The sequence below is a fragment of the Vibrio coralliilyticus genome (genome assembly GCF_024449095.1).
Lineage (GTDB): Bacteria > Pseudomonadota > Gammaproteobacteria > Enterobacterales > Vibrionaceae > Vibrio > Vibrio coralliilyticus_A.
Window position 1 is genome coordinate 2,998,552 of the sequence record NZ_CP024627.1, and the last position, 16,148, is coordinate 3,014,699.

Genomic DNA, 16,148 nt, shown 5'->3' on the forward strand with positions numbered 1-16,148 from the left:
AAGAAACGGAGCAAGTAGCTTGCTCCGAATAACTATTTTCTATGTAGGGTATTATGGGGATCAAACACAGAAACTCAATCAATCCGGCTTAAAAATACCAATCATCTCTTGTTGCGAGTGTTCAGTTTTCTCTACGGATTGCGGTTTGCGCTGATCCTGATAATGACATTCCACACACTCTACCAGCTCAATATTATTTTCTATCCACCAGCGCAGCGTATCTTGCTGGGAACATTGAGGGCAGCTCGCTCCCGCGATAAATCTTTTTTTCATTTTTCATTCCACAACGTAAACCTTCCAAAACAGAATATGCATCCTGATCTGGGAAGATTAGGTTTAATCCCAGAAGTTCTTTGATTGCTGATCTTTTTCCATCTCGCGACCAAAGATTTCTTCCAGTTCTTTTCGGGCTTCTTTGGCTCTCATGGCCAATTGCTTGTCTTCATGATGCTGAGGCAGTAATTCTTTCAGCATCGCATTATCTAATTTTCGAAAGTGTGCTTCGGCTCGCTTGGCCTGATATGGGTGCATACCGAGCTCGGTTAACGCTTGACGGCCTAGGTCCAACGCCCCAAGGAAAGTTTCTCTTGAGTAGTTATCTACCCCGTGGCTCAGAAGCTGATAGGCTTCAACCCGACTTCGTGCCCGCGCCAGTAATTTAAGATGCGGGAAATGGTACTGACACAAATCGACGATCTTCATGATCTCATCCGGCGAGTCGGTACAGATCACCATAGCTTCCGCTTTATCCGCTCCAGCAGCACGCAATAAGTCTAGCTGCGTGGCATCACCATAAAATACCTTGTAACCATACTTTCTAAGTAATTGGATCTGACTGGCGTCACTTTCAAGTACCGTCACTCGAATTTTATTGGCGTACATCAGTCGGCCAACGATCTGACCAAAACGACCAAATCCTGCAATAATCACTCTTGGTTCACGGTTAACGACATCGGTGCGCAATGCCCCTGATTCATCAAAGTTTAAACCACGGGCATACCACTTGCTTTGCACCATCAATAATAACGGAGTGGTGACCATAGACAAACTTACCACCACGAGTAGGAAGGCGGTTTGATCCTGCGCCAGCAAACCTTCTGCACTCGCTGCCGTGAAGATAACAAAGGCAAATTCACCACCCTGACTAAGAATGGCCGCCATCTTACTACGAGCTTTGGGTTTACTGCCTGCCAAGCGGGCTAAGAAGTAAAGAATGACCGCCTTGACAGCCACTAAGCCAAACACCGCCATCAGTACATTCCATGGCTCCAGTGCGAGCAAGCCTAAGTTCACCGCCATACCGACCGCAATAAAGAATAAACCTAGCAGTAGCCCTTTGAACGGCTCGATGGCAATTTCCAGCTCATGACGATACTCACTCTCTGCAAGGAGGACACCCGCAAGAAAAGTACCCAGTGCCATAGACAGGCCGAGTTGCTGCATCAGCAGTGCAATTCCGATAACTAACAGCAGTGCTGCAACGGTAAATAGTTCACGAACTCCACTCAGTACCACATAGCGGAACAAGGGACGCAATAAGAAATGGCCGCCGACCAAAAGGCCGATTACACCGCCGAGCATCCACATGGCATCGAGCCAGTCCCCTGCGGTGTTTCCTGCCAGAACAGGCAGAATTGCTAACATGGGGATGACCGCAATATCCTGAAACAGCAACACAGCAAACCCAGACTGCCCCGCTTCACTGCCTGCCAAGCCCTGCTCTTCAATCACTTTCAGCGCAATCGCGGTCGATGACAACGCTAAGCCCATACCAATCACTAAACTGGTTTGCCAGCTGACCCCAGCGAGATTAGTCACGCTCGCCAACACCGCCGTGGTAATCACAACTTGGGCGCCGCCGAGTCCAAGAATAGGCCCTTTCATCTGCAACAACTTTTTGGGGTTCAGCTCTAAGCCGATCAAAAACAGTAGTAACACGACACCAAATTCAGCGAAGTGCAGAATCGCTTCAACGTCACTAATCAGACCCAACCCCCAAGGACCGATAGCAATGCCCGCCAGCAGATAACCCAGCACGGAACCGAGACCTAAGCGTTGGGCTAATGGCACTGCAACGACCGCTGCGGTAAGAAAGATCACGCTACTCTGAAGAAAGTCATTTTCAAGTGCCATGAATTTCTCCCGAGGTTGATGTCATGATCGGATTTTGCAACCACTGGCGATACTTCTCTGCGTGCTGGTAGCGATCCATATCTGAAACATTGCGTGCCCAGTAAAGCACCAGAGGTTCAATCCATGCCATTTGACACAAGGCTGCTGTTAACTCAAATGGCTGAAGAATCTCTGACAACGGGTACTTGTTGTAGCCTTCACTACCAAACGCCTCTTCATTACCGCCCGTGGTGATGACACTGCGCCAATATTTCCCTTTTAATTCCTCACCTTTACCGTAAGCAAACCCTTTACCCAACACTCGATCCATCCACTCTTTGAGTAACGCAGGACAAGAATACATGTATAGAGGGTGCTGAAAGACGATCACATCGTGATCAAGCAAACGCTGCTGCTCCGCGTCCACATCAATAAAAAAGTCAGGGTAATAGGCATAGAGATCATGCACAGTAACGTGATCAAGCGCGGTTATCTTCTTGATCATCACTTGGTTTGCGACAGAGCTTTGCGATTCAGGGTGAGCATAAATCACCAGCACTTTCGGTTTTTCAGGTGACTCAATATTTAAATCGTTTACAGCCATTCCGTAAGCAGCCATCCTTTTGTTTTCAATGCCTAAGCTGGGCTTAGGTACAATTTTATCGTTATCAGTTTGTTATACGTTGTTGTTAAGCATAACGCAATGATCGACATTTTATCTCATTCCCCCTACTATTCGACGCGACACGAGCAAGAATAAGCACAAGATTATGATTACCTTTTCTGACATCCAGTTACTGCGTGGCGGCAAACCATTATTGGATCAAACCTCAGCAACGATTCACCCTGGCGACAAGGTCGGCCTAGTCGGTAAAAATGGCTGTGGCAAGTCGACACTGTTTGCCTTAATTAAAGATGAGTTGTCAATTGATGCCGGTAACTTCAGTAAACCTTTACATTGGGAGCTCGCTTGGGTTGCGCAGGAAACACCTGCACTAGAGCGTCCGGCACTGGAATACGTCATTGATGGTGATCGTGAATACCGAGCGTTAGAAGCTCAGCTTCTTCAAGCCGAACAAGCGGACAATGGTACTCTGGTTGCTGAACTGCATGGAAAGATTGAGACCATTGGCGGATACAGCATCCGCGCTCGTGCGGCTGAATTGCTTGATGGTTTAGGCTTTAGCCAAGACCAGATGAATTGGAACCTGACACAGTTCTCAGGCGGATGGCGTATGCGTCTCAACCTTGCCCAAGCCCTACTATGCCGCTCAGACCTACTGCTACTCGATGAGCCAACCAACCACTTAGATCTGGATGCCGTGATGTGGTTAGAAAGGTGGTTGCAAAACTACCCAGGTACACTCGTCCTTATCTCGCACGACCGTGATTTTCTCGATCCTATCGTTGGCCGTATTATTCATATCGAAAATGAGCAGATGAATGAGTACACCGGCAACTACTCCTCGTTTGAAGATCAGCGCGCCCAGAAACTGCTCCTGCAACAAGCGCAATTTCAGAAACAGCAGAAGCAAATGGCGCATATGCAGAAGTATATCGACCGTTTCCGTTATAAAGCCTCGAAAGCCCGTCAAGCACAAAGCCGCATCAAGGCATTGGATCGCATGGAAAAAGTGCTGCCTGCGCAATTTGATAACCCATTCAGCTTTGAGTTTCGTGATCCCGATGCGTTACCCAACCCAATCATTATGATGGATGAGGTCTCTGCAGGTTATGGAGACAACCTGATCTTAGAGAAAATCCGCCTCAATCTGGTTCCCGGCAGCCGTATAGGCCTACTCGGACGTAACGGCGCAGGTAAATCAACTCTGATCAAACTGCTTTCCCGTGAGTTGAACCCACAAGGTGGCGAGCTGACTTACTCGCAAGGCGTTAAAATCGGTTACTTTGCTCAGCACCAGCTAGAAACTTTACACCCTGAAGAAACGCCTCTTCAGCACATGATGCAAATTGCGCCCGACAAGAACGAACTTGAGCTGCGCAACTATCTGGGTAGCTTTGGATTCCAAGGTGACAAAGCGTTAGAAAAAGTGGCTCCTTTCTCTGGGGGCGAGAAAGCTCGCCTCGTGTTGGCGTTGATTGTGTGGCAAAAACCCAACTTGCTGCTGCTCGACGAACCCACCAACCACTTGGACTTGGATATGCGCCAAGCTCTGACGCTTGCTCTACAAACATTCGAAGGCGCAATGGTAATTGTCTCGCATGACCGTTATTTGCTGCGTGCGACCACTGATGACCTCTATTTGGTGCATGATCGTCAGGTCGCACCATTTGATGGCGATCTCAATGATTACTACAAGTGGCTGACAGAGCAGCAGAAAGCTGAACGCCGCGAAGCACAATCTGCGCAACCAGACAAGAGCGCTACCAACAGTGCTGCCGCCAAGAAAGAGCAGAAACGTCGTGAAGCAGAATTCCGTAAACAGACGGCACCTGTACGCAAAACACTCACCAAGCTTGAAGCTAAGATGGAGACCCTAGGTAATCAATTAGCGGAAGCAGAAACGCAATTATCTGATAACTCACTGTATGAAGCGGAAAATAAAGCTAAACTTAATCAGGTATTAACCGCTCAGAGTCAGGCTAAAGCAGAGCTGGAAGAGGTCGAAATGGAATGGATGGCACTGCAGGAGGAGCTGGAGCAGATGGAACAGGAGTTTAACGGTTAATGAGCTCAAAGCACGTATCAGTTTCGCTAACCCTAGAACGCTTATGGCAGTTCAGCCTGCAATATTACAGTGTTCGAGAAGTGAAAGATGCGTGCCTCAATTTACAAAACCAGTTCAAAGGCAATGTAAACCTGCTGTTGCTGCTGAAATGGCTTGATGAGCAGCAGGCTGCCTTTCTCGATGAAGACTGGCACAAAGTCGAAGAGTGTCTAGGTCGTTCAGAAACCCTGTTACACAGCTATCGAGACCTACGTCGTAAACTCAAATCCCACGTCCCAGACACCCTCTACAGAGAATCCTTGCAATTCGAATTGCAACTTGAAAAGCAACAACAGTCTGATCTGGTCGATTGCATCAACAGTATAGAACTTCAGACTAACCAAGCTGAACCGCTGACGTTGAGATATTGTCGTCAGCTTGGCGGAGAACATTTGCACGATGTTTTTGCCCATTCCATCGATGACCTTACCCACTGATAGGCGTTCTTATGACTCAATTTATTGCTGCCAAAGGATTAGCCAATCCGCATCTGCAAACTCTGGCACCACGTTTCATTCGTAAGAAAGCACTGTTTGAACCGCTTTGGCAGACCCTGAATACTCCGGATGGTGATTTTCTCGATCTAGCTTGGAGTGAAGACTGGCAAACTGAGCAAGCTAAGAAAAAACCTGTTTTTGTCTTGTTTCATGGGCTAGAAGGCTGCTTTTACAGCCCTTATGCCAATGGCCTGATGCACGCATTTTCTCAACATGGCTGGCTGTCTGTGATGATGCATTTTCGCGGCTGCAGCGGCAAACCGAACCACCGTGCGCGAGCCTATCATTCGGGGGAAGTAGAAGACGCACGCTTGTTCCTTGAGCAGCTAAATCAACAACTACCAAATCAAACCAAAGTCGCGGTAGGGATTTCTCTTGGTGGCAACATGCTGGCTAACTATCTGGCGCAATACAATCAAGAGCCACTACTTTCTGCGGCGACCATCGTCTCGGCACCACTCGATCTATCGGCCTGTTCAGAGCGCATCGAGAAAGGATTCTCCAAGGTGTATAAAACGTACCTGCTCTCATCTTTGAAGAAAAATGCTCTGCGTAAACATCACCTAATTAAAGGCGAGCTCAATGTCTCTTACCAAAGCATAAAGCGAGTCACCAAACTGTTTGAATTTGATGATTTGATTACCGCTCCTTTACATGGCTTTAAAGACGCACAGGATTACTATCAGAGGTGCTCCGGTATTCATCGACTCAAAGACATTCGCATACCGACACAAATCATTCATGCCAAAGACGACCCTTTTATGACAGATGCCGTTATACCAAAATTCGTTTTACCAGATAACATTGACTACCGCTTGTTCGAACAAGGTGGTCATGTGGGCTTTTTAACCGGCAGCGCACTCAAACCGAGGTTCTGGCTAGAAGAAGCGTTACCAGCCTACTACCAAAGTCTGGTGGTTTCTGGATAATAGCCGTCAACTTTTCGAGCATAAAAGACAGAGGTATTTATGATCGTTCCATGGCAACAAATTGACCCAGACACACTGGACAACCTGATTCGTGAATTCGTCCTGCGTGAAGGCACAGACTACGGCGAACTAGAAATTTCCCTGCAAGACAAAATCGATCAAATCAAAAACCAGCTCGAAGCAGGTGAAGCTGTTGTGGTTTTTTCTGAGCTTCACGAGACCGTCGACATTCAGCTCAAACAAAAGTTTTCTTTTTAAAACACAGCATACAGTCTCTTCCCATTAAAGCGTGTTATAGTGGCATGCAACAAGGGACAGTTATTTACAGACAAGGTTTGTCATGTCAGCAAAACATCCGATTATTGCCGTCACTGGTTCATCTGGTGCGGGCACCACAACGACATCTGAAGCGTTCCGCAAAATGTTCAACATGATGAACGTCAAGCCCGCTTGGGTAGAAGGTGATAGTTTTCACCGCTTTACGCGCCCAGAGATGGATGTCGAAATTCGCAAAGCCCGTGAACAGGGGCGACACATCAGCTACTTTGGCCCACAGGCGAACGACTTCCCAGCACTCGCTGAGTTTTTCCGTAAATACGGAAATGAAGGAACAGGTCAGGTACGCCGTTATCTGCACACCTTTGATGAAGCCGTACCGTACAATCAGATGCCGGGTACCTTTACGCCATGGCAAGAACTGCCTGAGAACTCTGATGTATTGTTTTATGAAGGCTTGCACGGTGGCGTCGTTGATGGCGATGTTAACGTCGCTCAGCACGTCGACTTTCTGATTGGCATGGTCCCCATTGTTAACTTGGAATGGATCCAAAAGTTCGTTCGAGATACCCGAGATCGTGGCCACTCTCGAGAGGCCGTGATGGACTCTATTGTCCGTTCAATGGACGACTACCTAAACTACATTACTCCCCAGTTCTCGCGCACTCATATTAACTTCCAGCGTGTTCCAACCGTCGATACTTCTAACCCATTAAATGCCAAAGGTATACCAAGCTTAGATGAAAGCTTTGTCGTGATTCGTCTTCGTGGTATTAAAAACGTCGACTTCCCTTACCTACTGGCGATGATTGACGGCTCATTTATGTCACGTCATAACACGCTCGTGGTGCCTGGGGGCAAAATGAGTTTCGCGGTCGAGCTAATTGTGCGCCCTATTTTGCAACAACTGATCGAAACCGGAAAAATTGGTTAACAACCACCGGATAAGCACGATTACTTTTCATACCGTGATCATGTGCACATTTTTGCGTACAAAATCGTAAGGTGTACCCGATTAAAATCAAGAAATCGATTTCAAAAAAAGATACTATTTGAAACCGAAACAAAGATGGCTTGCAGCATTTGAAAAGTGCTCTTATCCTAGTAGGTCTTGATTCAAGGCTTAGCTAAAACATGGAAAGCAGCAAGCGTACCCTGCAGAGGAAGTGAGATATTATGGTTCTAGGTAAACCTCAAACCGATCCAACATTAGAGTGGTTCCTTTCACACTGTCATATTCATAAGTACCCATCAAAAAGCACGCTGATCCACGCGGGCGAAAAAGCAGAAACTCTTTACTACATTGTTAAAGGTTCTGTGGCAGTACTTATCAAAGACGAAGAAGGTAAGGAAATGATCCTTTCTTACCTAAACCAAGGCGACTTTATCGGTGAACTTGGTTTATTCGAAGAAGACCAAGAGCGTACGGCATGGGTTCGTGCCAAATCTCCTTGTGAAGTAGCAGAAATTTCATTCAAGAAATTCCGTCAGCTAATCCAAGTTAACCCTGACATCCTGATGCGTCTGTCCGCACAAATGGCAAGCCGTCTACAGGTCACTAGTCAGAAAGTGGGTGACTTGGCATTCCTAGACGTAACCGGCCGCATCGCACAAACCCTGCTTAATCTGGCGAAACAGCCAGATGCAATGACACACCCAGACGGTATGCAGATCAAGATCACTCGTCAGGAAATCGGTCAGATTGTTGGCTGTTCTCGTGAGACAGTAGGTCGTATCTTGAAGATGCTAGAAGAGCAGAACTTAATTTCTGCCCACGGTAAGACAATTGTTGTTTACGGTACTCGTTAATTACCGCGGCATAAAAGATTGAACAAACCACCAATGGCAACATTGGTGGTTTTTTTTGACCAAAAACAACCTTGCTTAACATTTCTTGATTACATATAAAAACTTCCATCTTAGTCTAAGACCTTCATTTAGTTATTCTTTATTCTTATCCGCAGAGTTTCGCTTTGAGGTTAAGCCCTTATGCCCAACATTGATCGAACCATAGTCATTAAGTTACTGATTTGCTTTGGTTTGCCAATTGCCGTGTTGTTTATGCCAATTGATGCCATCCCCATTGATGATCTGACTTTAATTCAACATCGTTTACTGGCTATCTTTCTGCTCGCCGCCCTATTATGGGTACTGGAGCCTGTTCCCGTTTTCGCCACTTCGATTTTGATCATCGCACTTGAATTGGTCATGATTTCAGACAAAGGTCTGCATCTCTTTCGCACTCCTCCAGCAGGACATGATCTGGGAGAGTTGATGAAATACACCGATATCTTCAGCGCCTTCTCCTCACCCATTATTATTCTATTTATGGGTGGGTTTGCGCTAGCCATCGCTGCATCAAAATACGAACTCGATAACAACCTTGCTCGAGTTTTGCTGCGCCCTTTCGGCCACCAGCCAAAATTTATTATGCTCGGCTTAATGTTGATTACTGCAGTGTTCTCAATGTTTATGTCTAATACCGCAACAACAGTGATGATGCTGGCACTGCTTGGCCCGATTGTCGCCTCAGCCCCCAAAGGCGATTTAGGGATAAAAGCACTGGTTTTGTGTATTCCCATTGCCGCTAATACAGGGGGATTGCCACTCCGATCGGAACCCCACCTAACGCCATCGCTCTACAATACTTAACGGGTGAAAACAGCATCGACTTTCTCAGCTGGATGATGATGGGTTTGCCTTTTGTGATAGTCCAGCTCACCTTTGCTTGGTTCCTACTTCAAAAACTGTTCCCTTCTTCACATCAAACTATGACACTGAAGCTCGACGGCCAGTTTCAGCGTAGCTGGCGTGCCATGGTAGTCTATGTCACCTTCGCGGCTACCATATTGTTATGGATGACGACAAAGCTGCATGGAATGAACACCTACGTGGTATCCATTATCCCTCTCGCGGTCTTCACATTGACAGGTATCATGGGCAAAGCAGAGCTCAAACAGATCAACTGGGATGTGTTGTGGTTAGTCGCTGGGGGCATTGCAATAGGAATTGGCCTAGATAAAACCGGATTGGCCGCTGCGCTGGCACACGCGATTGATTACGAGGCCTTGTCCCCAGTTGCGGTGGTCCTCACCCTGTCTATGGTGTGTTGGTTAATGGCGAACTTCATGTCCAACACCGCAACGGCCAACTTATTGATGCCGATCGCTGCAGCGATTGGGGCATCGATGGACAGCCTAGCTTCAGTCGGAGGATTGCAAGGCTTACTGGTCGTGGTAGCTTTCTCAGCATCACTTGGCATGATATTGCCCGTTTCTACTCCCCCTAACTCCCTCGCCTACTCAACTGGGCTTATCGAAAGTAAAGACATGGCAAAAACAGGGGTCATTATCGGTCTCGTTGGTTTAGCGATTGTCTATATGGCAGCTCTATTTTTAACCTAGATATTAGGTTGTGGCTTCTTGTTTCATTAATGGGCAAGAAGTCACAATTCAGTCAAAAGGTCCCTCTTCATCGATATTCCACTTCCTGAATATCCATATAGATCAAATCTATATTTTAATAACTTCTATAACATCAGCCTGTTAAACCAATATTCATAGCTATTTCAGCAGTTCCTACGTGAACTTCCGCACTAACAGGGTGTAACCACTAATTCAAACTCACACACCCTGATTTTCGATAGGTTGTCTAAGTATTAAGGAAGGGCAATGAGAAACACAATTAAATTAAAGATTCAGATCGCCATCGCGATCATTATTGCAATTGTCTCAGGAGTCCAGGCATGGATCTCTGTCAGTCAATTAAAACAAGAAACCACTTCCGCACTGAATAGTGAAATGGCTAACGTCAGCCATGCCACCTCTCGTTATATCAGTGACTGGCTCTCCATCCGAAGCGATATGATGCTGGCAAATGAAGTGAGCATTCTCAACACTGACAATGCCGATAGAGAGATGCTTATCACTAAACGAGCCGGAGGGTTCTTATCAGTCTATGCTGGTTTTGATGATGGTTCTATCGCTTATGGAGATAAAAGCGAGGATTGGCCTGCAGATTACGATCCTCGCACCCGACCTTGGTATAAAGATGCCATGGCAACCAATGGACTGATCGTCACCGAGCCCTATCAAGACTTCGATGGCAGTATCGTGGTCAGCTTTGCTAAAGCATTTAGCGGCAGTAAAAATGGCGTCTTAGCCGCAGATTTGACCGTGACGAATATCATCGAAGAAGTGCTCAATGTCAGCTTAGACAACGAAGGGTTTTCGTTTTTGGTTGATGGTAATAACAACATTGTCGCTTACCAAGATGAGAAGCTGAGCCAGCAACCTCTGACTGAGCTCAATCCAGTCTTATCAGCCGATAAAGTTCATCAACTGGTCAATACCTCTTTCATTTCCACTATCAGCTGGCCACAACAAGGCGATAAGCTGATCTTTGCGACTAATGTACCCAATACCGATTGGTCACTAGGCATTGTGGTAGATAAAGACATGGCGTACGCCTCGGTAGCCGAACAAATTCAATTCACCGCGATCGCATCGATTTTCCTCTACATTGTGATTGCTTCAATCAGCACTTATGTAATTACTCGCTTACTTCAGCCTCTACAAACCTTATCAGCAGCACTTTCACAGCTCTCTCAGGGTGAAGGGGATTTAACTCAACGAATAGACATTCGCCGTATGGATGAAATCGGAGAACTGGCGCAGCACGTCAATCAGTTCCTCAGTCAAATGCAATCTATGCTCAGCGGTATCATTCATCACAGTAGAGATCTGGCCGTCCAAGCTGAACAAGCGAACCTACTAGCACAACAATCTTCCCAGCAAGTCGAAGCACAGCAAAATGATGTTAATCAAATAGCGACTGCGATTCATGAAATGTCAGCAACAGCGGCTGAAGTAGCCAGTCACGCTGAGTTGACCGCGAACGCTTCTCAAGGTTCAGCATCCGCGTGTGAAGACGGCCAGCAAGTGATCGAAAAAAACCGTCAAGCTATTGTTGAGCTAGCCGATCAGGTGACCGCAGCCTCTGGGGTGATCTCAGAACTGGAGAGCAACACACAGAGCATCAATCAAATTCTCTCTACCATTCGCGAAATTGCAGAGCAAACCAATTTACTGGCCCTTAATGCTGCGATCGAAGCTGCTCGTGCGGGTGAGCAAGGCCGTGGTTTTGCCGTCGTAGCGGACGAAGTCAGAGTGTTGAGCCAACGCACACATGGCTCAACCGAAGAGATCCGCAATATGATTGAAACACTACAGAACAATACCAAGCTCGCCGTCAACAGTATGGAAAGCAGCACGGCACTAGCAGGGACTAGTGTGGATTACGCTCAACAAGCATATCAGAGCCTGAATACCATCACCTCTGCGATTACAGAAATTAACGATATGGCGCTTCAGATAGCCAGTGCTGCGGAAGAGCAACGTGCCGTCAGCGAAGACATCAGTCGCAATACTCAAGGTATTAAAGATGCGTCAGATATTCTGTCTGAACAGGCGATGCGCAGTAGTGATAGTGCGACTAACATGTTTAACTCAGCCAACACGGTACGCACTGAGGTAGAACGCTTTAAAGTTTAAGCTTTGTTTCCAACGCTATTTCATGCATATTGTCAGCCTATTGATTTCTTTGTTCACAGGACGAACAGCTTATGGGATTCGAATGGCTGGCACTGGCTGCAGCTTTTCTCTGGGCGGTAGCCAGTTTACTCTCTGTTGGACCTGCACAGCACCTTGGTACCTTTGCGTACAGTCGCTGGCGCATGGGATGCACCTCTGTCATTCTCGCTTCAATGGCATTATTTACAGGCGGCTGGGCAACGGTTGAAACCAGCGCCATTTCAGCCATGGCCTTATCTGGTTTGATCGGCATTTTTGTTGGCGACACAGCTCTGTTCGCTTGCTTAAATCGGATGGGGCCTCGCCAAGCTGGCTTGCTGTTTTCTTGCCATGCTGTGTTTTCCGCCATACTGGGCTACTTCCTGTTTAGCGAAACCATGACCAGCATTGAGCTTATAGGTTCAGCTTTGGTTTTCTCTGGCGTTCTCACTGCTATCTTTTTTGGCCGTAAAGGGCAGAGCACTAATCACTTGGAGTCGGTGAAAGGCAGTATCTGGTTTGGTATCTCCTTAGGACTGGTTGCGGCGCTGTGTCAGGCACTTGGTGGCATTATCGCTAAACCCGTAATGCAGACTGCTATCGACCCCGTGGCAGCATCAGCTATACGTATGATGACAGCCTTTGCTGCACACTGCCTGTTTTTCTTAAGTGGTGCTAAGCTCGCGAAAGCAACACTACCCATGAATCTTCGCTTATTCGCCATCACCGCTCTCAACGGCTTTCTCGCGATGGCTGTTGGTATGACGCTTATCCTCTATGCACTTCAAGAAGGGAATGTCGGTATGGTTGCCCTACTTTCTTCTACCACGCCGATCATGTTGCTGCCTATACTTTGGATTTATACCAAAAAACGCCCCAATCGATTTGCATGGCTAGGCGCGATTTTGGCGGTGGTAGGAACTGGGCTGTTAGTCAGTTAACCGCTATTAGAACAATAGTTAATACCTGCTTTATCTTTCCTCTGTATGAGTGAAAATGAAGTCAACGAGACAGGAAATCTCCCCCTATTCAGTCGTTACGCTCAATATAAGGTGAAATATAACAACGATATTTAGCCAACAATATTTGATCTTAGCCTACAGTTTTGGGTAAAAAGTGTAGTAAAATTACGCTAATTTTGTTTCTAAAGTTACTTTGAATTTGACGAGGACATCACTATGTCAGCTAAGAAGCCATTGGCTCTGGTTATTCTTGACGGTTACGGTCACCGTGAAGAGACAGCAAGCAACGCAATCGCAAATGCGAAAACGCCCGTGATCGACGGCCTGCTTGCCAACAATCCACACACTCTCATCTCAGCATCAGGCCTAGATGTGGGTCTGCCTGACGGCCAGATGGGTAACTCTGAAGTCGGCCACACGAACATTGGTGCAGGCCGAGTGGTCTATCAGGATCTGACTCGTATTACTAAATCCATCGCCGATGGTGAGTTTGCTGAGACACCAGCACTTGTCGAAGCGATTGACTCGGCGGTTAAAGCAGGTAAAGCCGTTCACCTAATGGGCCTGATGTCTCCAGGTGGCGTCCACTCTCACGAAGATCACATCTATGCCGCAGTTGAAATGGCAGCAGCACGTGGCGCAGAAAAGATTTACCTACACTGCTTCCTTGACGGTCGTGACACACCACCACGTAGCGCAGCAAACTCACTGCAACGTTTCCAAGATCTCTTTGCGACATTAGGTAAAGGCCGTATCGCCTCTTTAGTGGGCCGTTATTATGCAATGGATCGTGACAACAACTGGGATCGCGTTCAAGTTGCTTACGATCTTCTCACTCAAGCCAAAGCTGAGTTCAGAGCAGAAACGGCAGTTGCAGGCCTAGAAGCCGCGTACGCGCGTGAAGAAAACGACGAGTTCGTTAAAGCGACAGCAATCCAAGCAGAAGGCCAAGAAGATGCCATCATGCAAGATGGCGATGCGGTTATCTTCATGAACTACCGTGCTGACCGTGCACGTCAAATCACTCGTGCATTCGTTCCTGCATTTGACGGCTTCGAGCGTGCTGCATTCCCAGCCATCAACTTCGTGATGCTGACTCAATACGCTGCTGATATCCCTCTAGCTATCGCCTTCCCACCTGCATCTCTAGAAAACACTTACGGTGAGTGGCTATCTAAACAAGGTCAAACTCAGCTACGTATCTCTGAAACAGAGAAATACGCGCACGTGACTTTCTTCTTCAACGGTGGAGTTGAAAGTGAATTTGAAGGCGAGGAGCGTCAACTTGTAGCGTCACCAAAAGTGGCCACATACGACCTTCAACCAGAGATGAGCTCCCCTGAGTTGACAGAGAAAATGGTTGCGGCGATCAAGTCGGGTAAATACGATGCCATCATCTGTAACTACCCAAATGCCGACATGGTTGGCCACACCGGTGTCTATGAAGCGGCAGAGAAAGCCATCGAAGCACTCGACGAAAGCGTTGGTAAGGTAGTGGAAGCCATCAAGGAAGTGGGTGGTCAGCTCCTTATCACAGCAGACCACGGTAACGCCGAAATGATGGTAGACCCAGAAACAGGCGGTACTCACACGGCACACACCAATCTGCCAGTACCACTAATTTATGTCGGTGAAAAAGCAGTGGAATTCAAAGAAGGCGGAAAACTGTCCGATCTTGCGCCAACCATGCTATCTCTGGCTGGCCTAGAAATTCCAGCAGAAATGTCAGGTGAAGTTCTAGTCAAATAGGCACGCTTGACGGCGACATCGCTTATATCGAAAAGCTCAGGTGAATACCTGAGCTTTTTTATTTCCTCATTAACAAGTTTTGACATTACTCTTTCTTCGAAGGAATGTGTTTGGGTATACTGACTTTCTCTCAAAGACTTAGGACTGATTCTTCGATGGCAACACAGCAACAAGGACGACTGATCGCCACCTCTACGCTCTCAGCATGGGTATTGATTGTTGCCTCAACCCTAGCCTTTCCTAGTTGGTCTGCCTCCCCCAATGAATTAAAAGGGGTCAGTAGTGAGATATCTCGTCAAAAGCAGGCATTAAGTTCTCAGCAAAAGAAACTCGACTCCCTGCAGAAATCACTCAAGGCGCAAGAACTGAGTATTGTCCGTTTAGAGAAAGAGATTAAAGAGGCCAAAGAGGCCCTGAATAAAACCAACCACAGTATTGCCACGTTAGAAAAGCGCATTACTTCACTTCGACAGCAGAAACAGCAACAAAGCGAAAAGCTCGCTGAGCTATTGCAGACCTATTACGTCACTCAACGAGCGAAATCATCCGCGAGCCTTCTTAATCAAGGAGTGGAAGAGGACAGGATCAGCCAATATTTCCAGCACTTGGCGAAACAACGTACCATTACGATTGAAAAGCTGGAAACAACCGTAGAACAGCTTTCAGAAAGTGAAAATCAACTCAAGCTTGAACAGCAACAAATCACTAAGCTCCTCGCTCAACAGAACCAAAAGCGTCAACAATTGAGTAAAGAACAATCGAAACGTAAAGGTACCGTTACCAGCATTAAGAAAAGCATTTCCAGTGATAAGGTTTACCTGACTGAGCTACAGCGCAATGAAACACGCTTAAAGGCGGAAATAGCCAAGGCAGCCAAAGCCGCCAAGCTCAATGCCGTTCCTATGGATGGCTTAGCCAAACGCAAAGGTCGATTACCTTGGCCACTGAAAGGTAAAGTTTTACACAATTATGGCTCACGTCAGACAGGCCAGATCAACTGGAAAGGTATGGTCATTGATGCCAATTACGGCCAATCAGTGAAAGCCGTGTATTCGGGCACCGTTGTTTTTTCTGATTATTTAAGGGGCTATGGTTTGGTAATCCTGCTCGATCACGGTAAAGGCGATATGACCTTATACGGTTTTAATCAGAGCCTGTTGAAAAAAGAAGGGGATAAAGTCGCCGCAGGTGAAACCATTGCACTCGCAGGCGATACTGGTGGTCAACCTCAAGCTTCCCTGTACTTCGAAATCCGTAGAAACAGCAAAACACAAAATCCGAAGCGCTGGCTAACAAGGTAATCTCGTTACCTCATTAGCCGACT

The 16,148-nt window shown here is 47.0% G+C and carries 13 protein-coding genes and 1 pseudogene; 11 read left to right on the forward strand and 3 right to left on the reverse strand.

The window, feature by feature from the left end; genetic code table 11:
- Positions 1–78: 78 nt before the first annotated feature.
- The 3 genes from CTT30_RS14160 to kefG all read right to left on the reverse strand — a co-directional run bounded on the left by CTT30_RS14160 (position 79) and on the right by kefG (position 2,716).
- Positions 79–273 (reverse strand): YheV family putative zinc ribbon protein, encoded by a 195-nt coding sequence (locus tag CTT30_RS14160; protein WP_252035447.1) that lies wholly within the window; start codon positions 271–273, stop codon positions 79–81.
- Between the two features lie 63 nt (positions 274–336).
- Positions 337–2,133 (reverse strand): glutathione-regulated potassium-efflux system protein KefB, encoded by a 1,797-nt coding sequence (gene kefB / locus CTT30_RS14165; RefSeq protein WP_252035448.1) that lies wholly within the window; start codon positions 2,131–2,133, stop codon positions 337–339.
- Positions 2,123–2,716: a glutathione-regulated potassium-efflux system ancillary protein KefG gene (kefG, locus tag CTT30_RS14170; RefSeq protein WP_239838651.1), complete on the reverse strand. Its 594-nt coding sequence runs from the start codon at positions 2,714–2,716 to the stop codon at positions 2,123–2,125. Before kefG ends, kefB begins: the two co-directional genes overlap by 11 nt.
- Before the next feature lie 166 nt (positions 2,717–2,882).
- Between kefG and CTT30_RS14175 the strand changes: the two genes are divergently transcribed.
- The 11 genes and pseudogenes from CTT30_RS14175 to CTT30_RS14225 all read left to right on the forward strand — a co-directional run bounded on the left by CTT30_RS14175 (position 2,883) and on the right by CTT30_RS14225 (position 16,125).
- Positions 2,883–4,802, forward strand: coding sequence for an ABC transporter ATP-binding protein (locus CTT30_RS14175; protein ID WP_252035449.1), 1,920 nt, complete (start codon positions 2,883–2,885; stop codon positions 4,800–4,802).
- A complete protein-coding gene (locus CTT30_RS14180) occupies positions 4,802–5,278 on the forward strand; it encodes a TIGR02444 family protein (protein WP_038513779.1) in 477 nt (158 codons plus the stop codon). The genes CTT30_RS14175 and CTT30_RS14180 overlap by 1 nt, the downstream gene beginning before the upstream one ends.
- Positions 5,279–5,289: 11 nt before the next feature.
- Positions 5,290–6,267 (forward strand): hydrolase, encoded by a 978-nt coding sequence (locus CTT30_RS14185; RefSeq protein ID WP_252035450.1) that lies wholly within the window; start codon positions 5,290–5,292, stop codon positions 6,265–6,267.
- Between the two features lie 39 nt (positions 6,268–6,306).
- Complete coding sequence (locus CTT30_RS14190; RefSeq protein WP_252035451.1) at positions 6,307–6,525, forward strand: YheU family protein; 219 nt, start codon at positions 6,307–6,309, stop codon at positions 6,523–6,525.
- Positions 6,526–6,607: 82 nt separating this feature from the next.
- On the forward strand, positions 6,608–7,477 hold the full coding sequence (locus tag CTT30_RS14195; protein ID WP_019276788.1) for a phosphoribulokinase: 870 nt from the start codon (positions 6,608–6,610) through the stop codon (positions 7,475–7,477).
- A 242-nt stretch (positions 7,478–7,719) separates the two neighbouring features.
- Positions 7,720–8,352, forward strand: a complete 633-nt coding sequence (gene crp, locus CTT30_RS14200) for a cAMP-activated global transcriptional regulator CRP (RefSeq protein ID WP_004410522.1) — start codon at positions 7,720–7,722, stop codon at positions 8,350–8,352.
- A gap of 180 nt (positions 8,353–8,532) precedes the next feature.
- Positions 8,533–9,947 (forward strand): annotated as a pseudogene (locus CTT30_RS14205) (SLC13 family permease).
- A gap of 267 nt (positions 9,948–10,214) precedes the next feature.
- On the forward strand, positions 10,215–12,095 hold the full coding sequence (locus CTT30_RS14210; protein WP_252035452.1) for a methyl-accepting chemotaxis protein: 1,881 nt from the start codon (positions 10,215–10,217) through the stop codon (positions 12,093–12,095).
- Positions 12,096–12,166: 71 nt separating this feature from the next.
- Positions 12,167–13,054: a DMT family transporter gene (locus CTT30_RS14215; protein ID WP_239876563.1), complete on the forward strand. Its 888-nt coding sequence runs from the start codon at positions 12,167–12,169 to the stop codon at positions 13,052–13,054.
- 237 nt (positions 13,055–13,291) lie between these two features.
- Complete coding sequence (gene gpmM, locus CTT30_RS14220; protein ID WP_252035453.1) at positions 13,292–14,824, forward strand: 2,3-bisphosphoglycerate-independent phosphoglycerate mutase; 1,533 nt, start codon at positions 13,292–13,294, stop codon at positions 14,822–14,824.
- 155 nt (positions 14,825–14,979) lie between these two features.
- Positions 14,980–16,125 carry a murein hydrolase activator EnvC family protein gene (locus CTT30_RS14225; protein WP_239838642.1) on the forward strand — a complete coding sequence of 382 codons (1,146 nt, stop codon included), beginning with the start codon at positions 14,980–14,982 and terminating at the stop codon, positions 16,123–16,125.
- The last annotated feature ends 23 nt before the right edge of the window (positions 16,126–16,148 follow it).